At 37.6% G+C, this 14,892-nt stretch carries 19 protein-coding genes, 1 pseudogene and 1 CRISPR repeat array (1 of these 21 only partly in view); of the genes and pseudogenes, 6 read left to right on the top strand and 14 right to left on the bottom strand.

Features of this window, described 5'->3' with window-relative positions; genetic code table 11:
- Nucleotides 1-17: 17 nt before the first annotated feature.
- Nucleotides 18-299 (top strand): hypothetical protein, encoded by a 282-nt coding sequence (locus ACFFHT_RS00520; protein WP_382372446.1) that lies wholly within the window; start codon nt 18-20, stop codon nt 297-299.
- A gap of 5 nt (nt 300-304) precedes the next feature.
- A complete protein-coding gene (locus tag ACFFHT_RS00525) occupies nt 305-562 on the top strand; it encodes a hypothetical protein (protein ID WP_382372447.1) in 258 nt (85 codons plus the stop codon).
- Here ACFFHT_RS00525 and ACFFHT_RS00530 read toward each other — a convergent pair.
- The 12 genes from ACFFHT_RS00530 to ACFFHT_RS00585 all read right to left on the bottom strand — a co-directional run bounded on the left by ACFFHT_RS00530 (nt 559) and on the right by ACFFHT_RS00585 (nt 6,158).
- Entirely contained in the window at nt 559-1,014 is a 456-nt protein-coding gene (locus ACFFHT_RS00530) for a phage virion morphogenesis protein (protein WP_382372449.1), read from the bottom strand. The genes ACFFHT_RS00525 and ACFFHT_RS00530 overlap by 4 nt on opposite strands.
- Nucleotides 1,007-1,486 (bottom strand): phage tail protein, encoded by a 480-nt coding sequence (locus tag ACFFHT_RS00535; protein WP_382372451.1) that lies wholly within the window; start codon nt 1,484-1,486, stop codon nt 1,007-1,009. The genes ACFFHT_RS00530 and ACFFHT_RS00535 overlap by 8 nt, the downstream gene beginning before the upstream one ends.
- Entirely contained in the window at nt 1,483-1,695 is a 213-nt protein-coding gene (locus ACFFHT_RS00540) for a TraR/DksA C4-type zinc finger protein (RefSeq protein WP_382372453.1), read from the bottom strand. Before ACFFHT_RS00540 ends, ACFFHT_RS00535 begins: the two co-directional genes overlap by 4 nt.
- Nucleotides 1,682-1,933, bottom strand: a complete 252-nt coding sequence (lysC, locus tag ACFFHT_RS00545) for an Rz1-like lysis system protein LysC (RefSeq protein ID WP_382372455.1) — start codon at nt 1,931-1,933, stop codon at nt 1,682-1,684. The genes ACFFHT_RS00540 and lysC overlap by 14 nt, the downstream gene beginning before the upstream one ends.
- Nucleotides 1,851-2,186, bottom strand: coding sequence for a hypothetical protein (locus tag ACFFHT_RS00550; RefSeq protein WP_382372457.1), 336 nt, complete (start codon nt 2,184-2,186; stop codon nt 1,851-1,853). Before ACFFHT_RS00550 ends, lysC begins: the two co-directional genes overlap by 83 nt.
- On the bottom strand, nt 2,174-2,686 hold the full coding sequence (locus ACFFHT_RS00555) for a lysozyme (RefSeq protein ID WP_382372459.1): 513 nt from the start codon (nt 2,684-2,686) through the stop codon (nt 2,174-2,176). Before ACFFHT_RS00555 ends, ACFFHT_RS00550 begins: the two co-directional genes overlap by 13 nt.
- Entirely contained in the window at nt 2,667-2,852 is a 186-nt protein-coding gene (locus tag ACFFHT_RS00560; protein ID WP_382372461.1) for a phage holin, read from the bottom strand. The genes ACFFHT_RS00555 and ACFFHT_RS00560 overlap by 20 nt, the downstream gene beginning before the upstream one ends.
- 2 nt (nt 2,853-2,854) lie before the next feature.
- Nucleotides 2,855-3,064 (bottom strand): tail protein X, encoded by a 210-nt coding sequence (locus ACFFHT_RS00565; RefSeq protein ID WP_382372462.1) that lies wholly within the window; start codon nt 3,062-3,064, stop codon nt 2,855-2,857.
- Nucleotides 3,061-3,576, bottom strand: coding sequence for a head completion/stabilization protein (locus tag ACFFHT_RS00570; RefSeq protein ID WP_382372464.1), 516 nt, complete (start codon nt 3,574-3,576; stop codon nt 3,061-3,063). The genes ACFFHT_RS00565 and ACFFHT_RS00570 overlap by 4 nt, the downstream gene beginning before the upstream one ends.
- Nucleotides 3,577-3,669: 93 nt before the next feature.
- Nucleotides 3,670-4,329 (bottom strand): phage terminase small subunit, encoded by a 660-nt coding sequence (gpM, locus tag ACFFHT_RS00575; protein ID WP_382372465.1) that lies wholly within the window; start codon nt 4,327-4,329, stop codon nt 3,670-3,672.
- Complete coding sequence (locus ACFFHT_RS00580) at nt 4,329-5,372, bottom strand: phage major capsid protein, P2 family (protein WP_382372467.1); 1,044 nt, start codon at nt 5,370-5,372, stop codon at nt 4,329-4,331. Before ACFFHT_RS00580 ends, gpM begins: the two co-directional genes overlap by 1 nt.
- Nucleotides 5,373-5,387: 15 nt before the next feature.
- Nucleotides 5,388-6,158: a GPO family capsid scaffolding protein gene (locus ACFFHT_RS00585; protein WP_382372469.1), complete on the bottom strand. Its 771-nt coding sequence runs from the start codon at nt 6,156-6,158 to the stop codon at nt 5,388-5,390.
- A 136-nt stretch (nt 6,159-6,294) separates the two neighbouring features.
- On the opposite strand from ACFFHT_RS00585, the gene ACFFHT_RS00590 reads away from it, so the two are divergent.
- From ACFFHT_RS00590 to cas3f, 4 genes and pseudogenes are all read left to right on the top strand, one after another.
- Nucleotides 6,295-8,064 (top strand): terminase large subunit domain-containing protein, encoded by a 1,770-nt coding sequence (locus ACFFHT_RS00590; protein WP_382372471.1) that lies wholly within the window; start codon nt 6,295-6,297, stop codon nt 8,062-8,064.
- Between the two features lie 12 nt (nt 8,065-8,076).
- Nucleotides 8,077-9,078: a phage portal protein gene (locus tag ACFFHT_RS00595; protein ID WP_382372472.1), complete on the top strand. Its 1,002-nt coding sequence runs from the start codon at nt 8,077-8,079 to the stop codon at nt 9,076-9,078.
- Between the two features lie 552 nt (nt 9,079-9,630).
- Nucleotides 9,631-10,156 (top strand): annotated as a pseudogene (cas1f, locus tag ACFFHT_RS00600) (type I-F CRISPR-associated endonuclease Cas1f).
- Nucleotides 10,153-13,482 (top strand): type I-F CRISPR-associated helicase Cas3f, encoded by a 3,330-nt coding sequence (cas3f, locus tag ACFFHT_RS00605; RefSeq protein WP_382372474.1) that lies wholly within the window; start codon nt 10,153-10,155, stop codon nt 13,480-13,482. The pseudogene cas1f and the gene cas3f overlap by 4 nt, the downstream one beginning before the upstream one ends.
- A 623-nt stretch (nt 13,483-14,105) precedes the next feature.
- Here the strand turns inward: cas3f and ACFFHT_RS00610 are convergent.
- On the bottom strand, nt 14,106-14,405 hold the full coding sequence (locus ACFFHT_RS00610) for a helix-turn-helix domain-containing protein (RefSeq protein WP_382372476.1): 300 nt from the start codon (nt 14,403-14,405) through the stop codon (nt 14,106-14,108).
- A 1-nt stretch (nt 14,406) separates the two neighbouring features.
- Nucleotides 14,407-14,766 (bottom strand): type II toxin-antitoxin system RelE/ParE family toxin, encoded by a 360-nt coding sequence (locus tag ACFFHT_RS00615; RefSeq protein WP_382372512.1) that lies wholly within the window; start codon nt 14,764-14,766, stop codon nt 14,407-14,409.
- A 94-nt stretch (nt 14,767-14,860) separates the two neighbouring features.
- A CRISPR array of direct repeats spans nt 14,861-14,892; the repeat unit is 28 nt; it runs 236 nt beyond the window's last position.

The raw sequence follows: 14,892 nt of genomic DNA on the forward strand, positions 1-14,892 counted from the left end.
TAAGGAGAAATTGAATTATGTTTAGCATCTTATTAATTTTCTTCTGGATTCTTATGGTTATTTTTTGTGTCGTTTTTGTGCCACTTGGTCTTTTATTTGGTATTGTTTTAGGTACAAAAGATCAATATGAATTTGCTGTAACACGTAAAGAGAAAGTACAAGCGTTATTAACCCCTTTAATGCTTGCCTCGCCTTTTATCTATTACAATTTTATTAATGACTCTTTATGGCAAGCAGCGTTATCTCTTTTGTTTATTCCTATCGTCACTGAAGCTATTTTTACCAATGCTAAAAGGTAATCATTATGGAGCTAATTTATTTTGTCCTTTTGCTTATCGGTGTTGGTTTTTCGCTAGCCTTTGCTTTTACTGCGACTTTTGCGATGATTGCAGCAGCAGTTTATTTATTGCCTCTCGTTGTTGCGATTGCGATTCCTTTATTTATTCTTGTCTGTATTCTGATTGGCATTGGATTTTTGGTTGGCTGGATTGGTGAAACAGCCACTTTTATTTTGTTATGTATTTGCGGCTTAATCTATTTTTTCAGCCGTAAAAAGTCTTAATTGTTCCAGCTTAACCACTGAATAATTAACTCTTCTACCAAAGCTTTATCTTGTTCAGTAAACCCTAATAATTCCCGTTTGGCGTATTGTGTTGAGATATTACGTTTCTCATTCACGACACCACGTTTACCCAGTTGATGCACAGCAGCAATATTTGCTGCAGATCCACTAAAGCCGACAGTAACTTGATTGGCTGTATTTTTTGCTTTTAAGTAACGTGCCATTTTTAATTTTACAAACATCTTTTGTCGTTTAATCCGCCCTTTCTTTTTTCTTAAGTTTTTGCGCGGAATAAAACTTGTGCCATCTGGATTTTGTTGATTAGTAATGCGTTGGCGCTGTGATTGTGCGATTTTCTGCCCGATATTTTTTGCGAGATGACGTCTAGCTTGCGGTGATAAATTAGCGATTAAAGTGCTTAATTTATTGGTTAATTCATCAACGTTATCCATGATGCTCACCGTCCGTCGAGGTAATAAATTCATCTTTGATATAGAGTTCTAATCGCTCAAGCGTTTCGTTGGCCGCTATAGGTTCTGGTAAATAAGTGATTTCTGTTCCTTTGTCGGCTTGTTCGACTTTTACACGTTCGGTTAATTTGATTTTGAGTGATAAATCTTGTGTCGTCTGGTTAATTAAATCCGTTTCAAAGGCGATAGCGTCGGGGCGTTTTGTTGGATTATCAAACAATTCATTCTGGTTTTTTCTTAAATAGGCGAGTAGTGGTACGATAATGATCGCCATATCCTTATCAAAATCGGTAATGATAATATTTAGGGTGTATTGATACTCATAGCTTAATGACGCTGCATTCGTGGCGATAATATGCCCGTCATCAATAAAAATTTGTAGCCTATCTGGATTATTACGTAAATACGGATAGGCTTTTTCAATCACTTCTCTTAGTTGTGCTGGTTTTTTCATTTGCGATATTGCTTCTGTTGCTGTTCGTAAATAGTTTGACAATCAATGCAACGTGTCACGCCCTGTAACTTTCTTCTATTTTCTGGGATAGGTTCTTCACAATCGATACAGTGCGTTAAACTTTGCCTTACTGTTTTTTGTTGTCGTTGTTGCAAGTTGTAGTCACGTTCTAATTGTGCTAATTCGTTCGCTCTGTCAATTTGATCCATCTTTATTCTCTATACAGTCAATTAATGCTTGTTTTTCAATTTTGCAGATTTCAATCGTATTTAATGTGTCTGTTAATGTTGTTACTAAATCGCCATTGGTTTTAATACTGATAACTGGTGTCTGACATTGATTGCTTTGCGGGCAAATCAGATGATTAGTTGTTGACTTTTTCGGTGTTGAGCAGGCGGCTAATATCGCTAGGCACAGGCTGATCACGCCAGTTTTTATTGTTTTCATGCTGTAACACCTCGTTAATTTGTTGCTTTTGTTTCGTTGCTTGTTGCTGTTGTTGCTCTAGCAATCCCAATAGACGCTGTTGTGATTGCTTAAATTGTTCAATTTGTTGTGTTGTTTGTTGTAATTGTTGAGTAAGCTCGGTGATTGTTTGACGTTGGCGCTTTGTTTTGTCGTAGAGCGCACTGCTTATGGTTGCTAACATTACAAAAACAAATAAAACAACAATTTCAATTGTGGTTGCTAGTTTAGGCATAATGAACGTTCCTTGTTTCGGCGCTGGATTAAGCCGTTTGATTTTTGCCCAGCAATATAGATCCAGCGAGGGAATTGGTCGCACATGGCAGGCGTGTAGCCTTGGCGAGCCAGTTTAAATAGAGTGGAGTTTCGTAATTTTGCACACCCCACGTTAAAGGTGATTGAGGTGAGTGCATCGAACGCCCCTTGCGGCATTGCTTTTCCGTTCGCAAATTGATTCACACATTGTTCAGCGATTTTTATATCATTGACCCAGCGTTCTGCGATTTCTTGCAAGCTGTATTTACGTTGTTCTATTACTTGTCCGCTTGCTTCGGTTGAGCCTATGCCGACAGTCAACACATCATTTGGGCATTGGTAAGGTTGTTGCACACAGCCCTCTGCATTACCAATCAACTCTAAACCTTTTTGTGATGTTTTTATATCATTGGCAAACTGGCTTAATACAATGGCTATAACTGCTGTTACGCTGCAATATTTAATGACTTTCTTCATCATGATGTTGTTTCTTTAGTTTTAATTCTTCGCTCTTGAAATACCAGTTAACTAAAAATGTGGCGATACCAAGCCCAATCCCGATGAGTGACGCCCATTCATTGATTGACAATCCGCTCAAAAATGAGAGGACTGCACCCCAATATGCATAAGTTGTTGAATCTTTCATATTTAGTCCCACAGATTCACGGATTGAATCGTTTTTCCTTGTTTAATCGTTTCATAATCTGGCAAATTGACTTCCGTTCCCATTTCAATAATCTCCGTTTCGGTAAGATGTGGATTGAGAGCTAATGTTGGCTCTAGCAAGCCGTCAACCCGACCAAAATAGCGGTAAATGATGGCATCTAAGTTGTCATTTTGTATTGCAAACACTTTCATAGTAATGTCGCTGTGATTTTTGGTTTGCCGAGTATTGCACGGATTGCAAAGCGCGCATCTCGCCGTAAATCGCCGATACTTTCTTCCAACATCATCATGCGTTTTTCGCCGTCGTTAGTGAGATCGTAACTTGCATAACGTTCATACAGTGTTGCTACCGCTAAGCAATAAACGGCACGTAAGTAGTAATAGCTTTGTTGATTTTGGTTATCAATCATTACACTTTTAATGTTTGCAAGTGTAGTAACGTTAGCTTCGAGTTGTTTAGCTTTAAATGCTTCTAGCTCCGTATTTACATCTAGCACGGCGTGTAATGTAGCCTCTTTTAGACGTTCGTTTGATACATTGCTATCAATTCGCATTGCGTTGCGTAATGATGTTAGTTCAATGTTTGGATAAAATGGATCGTTATTGATGATGTCGTTTGCGGGTTGCGATTGTTCAATGTTTTTTTGTACTGTTGGCATAGCAAGATCATCATCTGGGTACATAGTAATCGTAAGATCTGCCATTTTGTTACTCCTTAAAAAAACGGGGTGAGGATTACTTAATCACCTCGAAGAGGCTTTTTCATCCGCCCCGTGCGTTGCGTGGTCGCATTCTTTCTATTCGGTTTCTTCGATTAAATTTAATTTTTTGCGCAAGGCCTTAATTTCACCTTTAACCCCGACATTTTGGTTAAGTGATAAAGCACGAGTTAAATTGATTAACGCTTGTTCTGGGTTACTTTCTTTTTGTTGTAAGCCCAATTCTTTCAGTAATCGCGCACGGCTTTCATCGGGCATATCGCTATTTTGAGTGATGTCATTTGCTTTTAGTAATAAATTCAAATCAAATGCTTGATTTAATGTTGCTGCTTTACTTGCTGCGTCGGCAAACTCTTCGGCGATTGCGGTTGCGGTGGTGCGGTTAAATCCCTCTGGCAATGTGAGGTCGTGGAAAAGAGCATATTCACCGATTTTTAACGCTAATTCATATTCGCCACAATCTGTTGCCCAAATAAGCCACATCATTAATACATCGTCTTGGCGTCCTGTTCCTGCTTGCATGACACCGTTAATCCAGTCGAGGTAGTCGGGCAAGATTTTGCGTTTGTATTCCGCCTTGGCTTCTTTTGATTGGATATTGCTTAAATCTTTTTTATGCCGCGCGAGCAAGTACAACATCTTGTCGTACTCGCTAAGGTGTGCCAGATCTTGTTGCTCGCCCTGTAACTGTGCAGCAATATGCTGCACATGGCGTTGAGCGGGTGATAATCTTTTCATTATGCTGCGTCCTCAAAAGTAATATTTTCGATCAATGCGGCACAATCGTAGTCTTCAATCTTGAAATCAATGTTTTTCGAGATGTAATCTTCAATACGATTACGCTTCGGATTGTTGATAATCGCACGGCGTAGCGATTGAGTTTGATAATAAACAGATAGATTATCTAATCGAGTAATCAAAATTGCATTAGCGGGGAAATATGGTACGCGAATCGCTTTCAAGCCACCGATTTGTTTTTGTGACATAATGATTTGTCCCGCTAATTCCTCGGTCGGCTCAGTAGTTTTGTTGACCATTTGGAAATATTTATCATTCAGGATTTCTCGGCCACAAATTGCAACTAATTCGGTATCATCGGCATACACTTCACTAATTAAATTGTTCGTTGCGTCTAATACAAGTGCATCAAGATTTTCATAACCTTTGCCTGCGTTTGCCCCTGTTCCTTGTCCTTTTCCAACTTTGATTTTATTTTCAGTGGTTGATCCGTTCATCACGTGCGTTGGCATATCTTCACGGAGTTGTTGTAACCAACCTTTTTTAACATCTTGTAGCAGAGTATTGCTGTTCGGGTTTGATGTTTCCGAACGGCTCGTGCCGTTTAATGCCATCATAATGATATTAAGTGCAATGGTGCGTTGGGTCTGATTGGCTAATTTTTGTTGGAAATCAGGGAATTTAGCCCATTGATCTAAGCGTTGGTAAGTGATGTGAGTGTCAAAATTCACTTGTTCGCAGAGATATTTGCGAGAGTCTAATTTTGCAATATCTTTTGTATCACGATCTTTTGCGTTGGTGTCAGTAGTACTAGCGATAACATTCGCAACTGACAAACCGATTAATTCTCCTGTCATTTCGTCAACATTGACAGAATTGACTTTTTGCAAAAATTCGGAACTTAACAGCACTTTTTCAAACAATTTTTGCTCTGGTGTTGGCTCAACGGAAAATCCCTCTGCGACATCTTTTTCAGTAATTCCATTAAGTTGAGCAATACGAGCAACGTAAGCATTATATTGTTGTTTTGTAGTATTTTTCATTGTGCGTTCCTTAAATTAGCAATCTGTTTCAATCATTGATTTTTCTGCACCCGTAATTACTGGGCGATTAAATTCAACGGGTTCTTTTTCTAGAGTAGTGATTTTTTGTTCTAACGCTTGTAATTGTTGTGTAAGATTTTCGTTTTCTTCTTGAACTTGCTTAATTTGTTCAGTTAATAACGTGCTAACATCTTCCAACGTTTTGTAGAGTTGCTGTTCTGTTTGCTTTGAGTTTTCTTTCGCTGTAAACATTGCTTTGAGTTTATCTAGCAAACTTTCTTTTTCTTGCTCTTCAAGTTCTAGCGTAAATTCGATCGCTTCTGAAAATAAGTTATCTTTATCTTGTTTGCGGTGTGCCAATGGGTTTTGTTTTGCTTGTGCGGAAAAGGCAAGCATTTCTGTTCCCAAACTTGCTGGGTCATCTGTAACTGCAAGCCCGACAAGATAAGCACTGTTTAAATCAGCAAAATTTGGGTTGACTTCAATCGACGTGTAAACTTTTTGTTTATTTTTTACCATTTCGATTAAGTCTTTTGTCGGTTCAATTTGTGCTAACAAACGGAGCTTTCCGTCGCGTTCTTCGGTTTTTAACGCTAACACATCGCCAAGGCGTTTAAAGTCACCATCTGGAAAAATCCCTTTAAAGTGTTCTAGATTGACTCTTGCACCATAGATTTTTGGATCGTAATTAGCCGCCATTTCTTCTAGCCATTTACGTTCAATATTACGTCCGTCTGCGGTTGCACCTTCAGTCGCAACGACAAACCACTTAGATTTTGTTGACATAGTTTTTTTGCTCCGTTTTTAAGATTGCCAACAATATTGAACGCTTAAAAATATTTTTCTATTTTTGTCTTGTGTGAAATTAGCAATCACAAATAACAAAACAAGCCAATATCTATGTGCTGTCTATGATTAACGCATGGAAAAAGAAAACATTAAAACAACACTATCTGCAGAACAAAAACGCCAAGCTCAAATCATGTATTGGGCTGGTTATCGTATTACCGAAATTGCGAAAACCTTAGCAATTCCCGCCTCGACAATATCAAGCTGGAAAGAACGTGAAAGATGGGAAGATACCGCACCAGTTGGGCGAGTAGAAGTCTCTTTAGAGGCTAGACTTTGTTTATTGATTAACAAAGACGACAAAACAGGTCATGACTTCAAAGAAATAGATTTACTAAGTCGTCAAATGGAGCGGATTGCTCGAATCAAGAAATATAGTAACGGCGGGGGTAATGAAACTGATCTTAACCCTAAGATTAAAAGCCGTTATAAATCGGAGCGGAAACAAGCTGAAAAGAATGCGATTAATGAGGAACAGGAAGAAGCATTAATTAATAGCTTTTTGTCTGAAATGTTTGCGTATCAGCGAAGATGGTACGACGCTGGGCTGCAATATCGGATTCGCAATATTTTAAAAAGTCGTCAAATCGGTGCGACTTATTATTTTGCGCACGAAGCTTTTATTGATTCGCTAAAAACAGGGCGGAATCAGATCTTTTTATCGGCGAGTAAAAAACAAGCTTTACAATTTCGTAGTTACATTTGTGATTATGCAAAAAAAACAGCGGATGTGGATTTAAAAGGTGAAACAATCAAATTACCTAATCAAGCCGAATTGATTTTTTTAGGAACAAATTCAAACACCGCACAATCTTATCACGGCAATTTGTATTTTGACGAAATTTTCTGGGTGCCTCGTTTTGAAGAAATTCGCAAAGTGGCATCTGGCATGGCATCACAAAAGCAATTTAGACAAACTTATTTTTCTACCCCATCTGCGATTTCTCATTCCGCTTATCCTTTTTGGTCGGGACAACGTTTTAATAAAGGGCGACCGGCGGATCAGCGACAAGAATTTAATTTATCGCACGATTATTTAAAAGCTGGTCGACTAATGCCTGATGGGCAGTGGCGTCAGATTGTAACAATTTATGATGCAGAAGCAGGCGGTTGTAATCTATTTGATATTGAAGCGTTGAAACTTGAATATTCTGTTGATGAGTTTGAGCAGCTATTTTTATGCCAATTTATTGACGATAACAGTAGCGTATTTAAGTTTATTGATTTACAGAAGTGCGGGATTGATTCGCTTGAGGAATGGCGCGATTTTAATCCATTTTATCAACGGCCGTTTGGTAATCGTCCTGTATGGATTGGCTATGATCCCGCTTATACAGGAGATAGGGCCGCGTTGGTAATTGTTGCTCCGCCTGCGGTTGAGGGCGGTAAGTTTAGATTGCTGCATTATCAAACTTTTCACGGCATGGATTTTGAGCAGCAAGCTGCACGAATTAAGCATTATTGTGATTGCTATAATGTGGCACGTATTACGATTGACAAGACGGGTATGGGGGAGGGCGTTTTTCAGTTAGTGAGCAAGTTTTTTCCTACTGCACAGGGGCTATCTTATAACTTAGATATAAAAAATGAGATGGTCTTAAAAACGTTAAATATTATTCAGAAACGCCGTTTTGAGTTCGATCAAGGGGATAAAGATATTATTACTAGCTTTATGACGATTAAAAAACAAGTCACGAAATCAGGACGTCAAATTACTTATATATCTGATCGCTCGGAAGAAGCCAGTCACGGCGATATTGCGTGGGCAATTATGAGCTGCTTTATTAATGAGCCTTACGACGCTAAAACCAACACCTCTGCCAGAATTATTGAATTTCACTAAAAGGAACTAACAATGACTACACAACCCAAACTATTTGCTTTTGATGATCCAATCCCTGTTATTGATAAAGCGGAGATTTTATCTTACTTTGAAAGTGCGATTTATCTTAATAAGTATTATACAACGCCAGTTAACTTTACTGGTTTAGCAAAAGCATTTCACTCAACTTCATATCATTCAACTGCACTTACAGTAAAGAAAAATATTTTATTAAGTACATTGCAAACATCTTATTTAATCTCACGTTTGGACTTAGAACGATTTGTCTTAGATTATTTGATCTTTGGCAATGCTTATTTTTATATTCACAAAAATAAATTTGGAATGCCGGTTAGACTGCAAGCTATGTTAGCAAAGTATGTCAGAAAAGGTGTTAAAGATGGAATTTATTATCAAGTCACTAATTTTGTAGAGGACTTTGAATTTCCTAAAGATAGTATTTATCACTTTATCCAACCCGATTTTAACCAAGAGATTTACGGTTTACCCGAATATTTATCTGCATTACAGTCTTCATTCTTAAATGAAGCGGCTACTTTATTTCGCCGCAAATATTATATTAATGGCGCTCATGCAGGAAGTATTATCTATTTGACTGATCCGCTACAATCGGAAGCGAGTATTGATAACTTGGAACAGCAGATCAAATCGGCAAAGGGAAAAGGTAATTTTAAAAACCTTTTTATCTATTCGCCAAATGGTAAAGAGAAAGGATTGCAAGTAATACCGTTATCAGATATTACGGCGAAAGATGAATTCTTGAACGTTAAGAACACTAGCCGCGATGACATCTTAGCCGCGCACCGAGTGCCTCCTCAATTACTCGGCATTATTCCGAATAATACTGGTGGTTTCGGTGATGTGGAAAAAGCAGGCAAAGTCTTTTTCATCAATGAAATCGAACCATTGCAGCGAAAACTTAATGAAATAAATATCTGGTTTAGAGATAATTATAATATTCAACAAGATTTGATTAAGTTTAGTAATTACAGACTGCTAGACACAGAAAATTAATTTATATTTTTATAATCAGATAAAAGTAAAAAGCTATTGAGTGTTTTCTCAATAGCTTTTTTCTTTTTTGATGTTCGTTACCAAAAAATCGCGATGCGTACCTCGCCACGCCCGCACAATAAAAGTGTAGAAAATTACGCAAAAACGCAAACATCACAGATCCTTTTTATAGCTAACAGATCTTCTATTTGATACCAGATCTTTTTTAACGCATTTTTACGCAAAACTTTGCATTTTTATGATCTAAAAAGATCGCATTAATATGACTTAAATCATTAAATTGCTAAAAAGTAGTAATAGATTACTTATTAAAAAATAAGCTGATATTTTTGCACAAATAATAATATAAGTTATTGATAATATTTAATTTATTAATCCTAAAATATGACTCCAAATGTTTGCCCCTCTATTTTTCCCGAATAGAGGGGATTTTTTTATATCTAATTTAGTTAAATCAACATTTTATTTTTCTTTTCTTATAAAGAACCAGTATCCTATATTAATGATTTAGCTTACACCCTATGCTTTGCCGCATTAAAATAAGGACTGGTTATGCGCAATAAAAAAGATTATCTTTCCTCCTCACATCTCCAAACAATTCTCCATTCTAAACGAGCCAATATCTATTATTTAGAGCATTGTCGAATCTTGCTGAACGGCGGCAGAGTAGAATATGTAACGGATCAAGGTAAAGAATCCTTTTATTGGAATATTCCTATTGCAAATACAACTTGTATTTTATTAGGCACAGGCACCTCTATTACGCAAGCGGCAGTCAGAGAATTAGCCCGTGCTGGTGTGATGATGGGGTTTTGTGGTGGTGGCGGCTCGCCATTATTTGCAGGGACAGAAGCCGAGATTGGCTGTGATTTTTTCAGTCCACAAAGTGAGTATCGTCCAGTGCAGTAATATGATTAAAGATGCCTTAATTTTGCCACAAGCCTTTATCTCCGCTTTACAAGGCGATGAAGAAAATGATTTTCGCCATCATTGCATTGAGAATTTGCTCCAGTTTGCAGCCTTAGATGTCATTATTGAGGGATTAAAGCAGTTGGCTCAACAAGGGGCGGAACTATGAATATTTTATTAGTCAGTCAGTGCCATAAGAATGCGTTAAAAAAAACACGACGAATTTTGGACCAGTTTGCAGAACGTTGTGGTGATCGTGTCTGGCAAACGGCTATCACGCAAGCAGGACTACAAACACTAAAACAGTTATTACGACAAACTGCACGAAAAAATACTGCGGTAGCGTGTTATTGGACACATGGAAAAAATAAAACGGATTTACTTTGGATTATTGGTGATAAACGCCAATTTAATCAAGATGGTCGTACGCCAACGAACCGAACTCAACGGGATATTTTGCGTAAAGATGATGAGGTTGCTTGGGTTCATGCGTATAGCATACAAATTATTACGGCATTGGCAGCACTCTTACATGACTTAGGCAAAGCGAGTACCGCTTTTCAGGATAAATTAAAACCAGAAGCGCGTTTTTTTGCCGATTCTTATCGGCATGAATGGGTATCAGTGAGATTATTTGCCGCTATGATTGCAAATTGTCAAACTGATGCTGAGTGGCTGTATCGTTTAGCAAATTGGGCGGAGTATCAACAGCAAAACCCTGATTGGCTAAAACATCTAAAAAAAGAGGGTAAGCAGCCTAATCAAGATGGCTTTGACTGCTTACCCCCATTAGCAAAAGCATTAATTTGGTTGATCGCTTCACATCATAGAACACCTTATTTAGCAGAGTTTTCTGAAAATAATGCGAATAAGAAAAAAGTATGGGCACGTGAAGTCCCTGAGACGTTAACGCGTTTTTATCGTCGTTTATCGGCGAGCAGTGGGTGGGTGTTTAATCCACATAGTGAACACCCTCAACCAGAAAAATTTTGGCAATTTTCTCATTTGGTTTCAGATAGTCCTGCATGGCAAAAAGCAATGTGTCGTTGGGCAAATAAAGCGTTAACCCATCAAGGGTTGATGACTTTACTTAGCCAGAATGAAAACATAACGGACAGTTTTTTATTACTTCTGGCACGTTTATCGTTAATGACTGCCGATCATCATTATTCTTCACTCCCCTCAGATCAAAAATTAGGAGAAAAAGATTTTCCATTAATTGCTAATACAGATTCACAGGGGCAGCCAAAACAACGATTAGATGAGCATTTATTAGGTGTCTGTCAGAGTGCAGTACGTTTTGTACGGATATTACCGAAATTACCATCGTTGTTACCATTTTTACAGCATAAAGGATTTAATAAACGGAATAGCATCGAACGTTTTCGCTGGCAGGATCGTGCTTTTGATTTAGCGAAGCGTTTACAGCCCATCACAGAACAACAAGGCTTTTTTGGCATTAATATGGCGAGTACGGGGTGTGGTAAAACGCTAGGTAATGCTAGGATTATGTATGCTTTAGCCAACCCACAGCAAGGCGCAAGGTTTACGATTGCATTAGGGCTAAGAGTACTCACATTGCAGACAGGGAAAGCATTGCAACATAAATTAAACTTAGATGATGATGCGTTGGCAGTGTTAGTAGGTGGTGAAGCAGTAAGCCAATTATTTGAGTTGCAAGAAAAAAGAGGTAGTGAATCAGCAGAAGATTGGTTAGATACATTAGAAATTGAGGGTGGGATTGTAGGAGAAAGTGCGGTTGATACTATTGCTGAATTTGGCACATTATTAGCCAATAAGAAAGCAAAACAGCTATTACAGACACCATTAGTTACTTGTACTGTCGATTATTTGATGAATGCCAGTGAAAGTTTGCGTGGTGGTAAACATATTGTGCCGATTTTACGCTTATTAACGGGTGATCTTATCTTAGATGAACCAGATGATTTTGATCAAAATGATTTACCTGCATTAAGTCGTTTAGTGCATTTAGCGGGCTTGTTTGGTAGTAAAGTGTTACTTTCGTCTGCAACATTAACTCCAGATTTAGTTGCTGGATTATATGAAGCTTATCAAGCAGGGCGAAAAGTTTGGAATCATAATCATCAATTTGCATCAAATGAGGTTTGTTGTGCTTGGTTTGATGAGTTTCATCAGCAAACTTTCTCTTGTCAGAATGTAACTGATTATCAACAAAGGCATACTGAATTTGCGCAGCTACGGTTGACTAAATTGCAGCAACAACCGATTCGGCGTATTGCGGAGATTATGCCTTTACCTAATGTGGCAGGTGGTGAAAATCAATTATTGAATTGGTCTTTGTTGGCAGAATATCTATTGAAAAAAGCGCTTGATTTTCATCATCAATATTTTACGCAGGATAAAACCACTAATAAGACAGTGAGTTTAGGTTTAATTCGCTTTGCGAATATTAGACCGATTATTCCAACGGTATTAGCAATGTTACAACAACAATGCCCAGAAGATACAGAGATTCATCTGTGCTGTTATCATTCACGACAATTACTACTCTTGCGAAATCGTTTAGAACAATGCTTAGATAGATTACTTACTCGTTATGATCCACAATCTATTTTCCAAGAACCAGAAATTCAAATTGCCTTACAGAATAGCGATAAACAACACCATATTTTTATTGTGATCGGAAGCCCTGTAACGGAAGTGGGGCGAGATCACGATTATGATTGGGCGATTATTGATCCTTCGTCTATGCGTTCCATTATTCAATTAGCAGGACGAGTATGGCGACACAGACCAGATAAAGTTGCACAAATACCTAATATTGCGTTATTACCAAGTAATTGGCGGGGATTAACAGGCAAATTTTATCCAAATGGGATCTTTTCACGACCTGGATTTGAAAGTAAAGAGAATGGACTGGTTTCACATCAAACGGAACAACTTATTACACCAGATCAACTGGCAGTAATTGATGCTATTCCAAGAATTACTTATCAGGCAGAAGAGATTGCCCCTAAGAAAAACAAATATGACACATTAGCGATACTTGAACATAATGTGATGTTTAAGCTATTTCAGAGTGAGAACTTCAATTATGTAAATGGCTATTGGCGTACAGAAAATGCAAAATTAACAGCGCATTATAGTTTAACTACACCATTTCGAGCTTCCCAACTGATGGAGGAGTTTGTCTGTTTACCAGATGAGCTGAGTGAGTGGCAATATGCTTTTGCCTATCGAGATAAAGTTTACCAAGATCCTATTGGTTGTGCGAAAGAGTACCATCGTTTTGAGTATCGACTAATTAAGTCAAGTAATTCGCAAATTAAGCCTTGGCTTGCTTTTTCACTGACAGCCGTATTAGAGGAATTAGCGGATGCGTGGAAAAATAAAGAAATTGAACAAATTGCGTTTTCTTATGCAACGGTTTCTTTAAATAAAAATTCACAAACAGAAACGATCTGGCAATTTAATGAATTTTTGGGTTTCTGGGAAAAAGAAAATGAACAATAATAATTCTGCCTAAATGAGAACTAAAGCTGATTTAAAGCGTATTTAAATAGCTATTAAAAACAATTTAAAATAGGTAATAAGCTGCCTATGCGGCAGTAATGTGACGATACTCTATTAGCAGATTAATCTATTATTTCTAAGCTGCCTATGCGGCAGTGAACAGAGGGTGACATCTTATGTTGTTCCGATTCACTTTCTAAGCTGCCTATGCGGCAGTGAACATCTAAATCGGTTGCAACATATCTTGCTTCCATTTCTAAGCTGCCTATGCGGCAGTGAACTGTGATGGTTGGATGGTTTTCTTTTGCGACAATTTCTAAGCTGCCTATGCGGCAGTGAACTAGAACGAAAACTCACTTTATCCTAGATAAGACAAGGATTGTAAGAGAAAAATATAACAATTACCTTTTTTTAAAGGAAATAAAAAATGATAATAAAATCATGAGGTTATATTGTATAAAGAAAAAAGGGTACAACTTATTTAGGATATCCAACAAAAACATCTAATTATTACGAATTAATGCAATTTCTAGTAAGCTAAATCGCAATATGTCCTCTCTCTGTTTGGATTGAGTATTCTAGATAAAAGAGCGGTCAGTTTTGACCGCATTTTTAGTCGAAGCTCAAATTTTAAAGATACGAGTTTCTCCCATTGGCATATCAATCGCAAGACTGAGTTTTCCTCCCATGGTTTCAACATAACGCTTGAGGGTGGAAAGACGTAATTCATTACCGCGTTGCTCAATTTGAGCAACAGCAGGTTGTGAAATACCAAGTGCGTCAGCGAGTTGTTTTTGTGAAATTTCCATTTCTTGTCGAATAAGAGAAAGTCCTGATTCTAGTAATAGTTCATCAGTCATTCTTTCTATATCTTTACGATCTTCAGGGGAAAATTCATCTAAGAATTGTTCAAATGTTTTCATCTTATTTCTCCAAGTTTGCTAAATAAGCAGTAAATTCGGTATCAGCCAATGCAATCATTCGCTTGTAAAACTGTTTATCGTTACTTTTATCACCAGCACACAGTATGATGGCTTGACGTAGAGGATCAAAGGCGAAAAATGCTCTTAAAGGTTTACCTTGATGTTGAATGCGTAACTCTTTCATATTTGGATATTGTGAACCTTTTATCGTATCAGCATAAGGACGAGAAAGTTCAGGACCATTTATTTTCAATAAATTGAGTGTAGCAGCAACACTTTTCTTTGTTGGAATATCCTGTTGATCAAGCCAACTTGAAAAACGGTTTGTAAAGAGAATATTCCATTGGTGATTTGTAACCATCATTTCCTTTATAAGTTATGGCTTATATATAAATTATAAATTATTGCCTTGAGTTGTCAATTATTATGAGCATAGTAAATCTGTTATTTTTTGCTTTTTAAGCTGCCTATGCGGCAGTAATGTTCT

This window comes from Gallibacterium melopsittaci (assembly GCF_042433085.1).
In the GTDB taxonomy this organism is placed as follows: Bacteria; Pseudomonadota; Gammaproteobacteria; order Enterobacterales; family Pasteurellaceae; genus Gallibacterium; species Gallibacterium melopsittaci.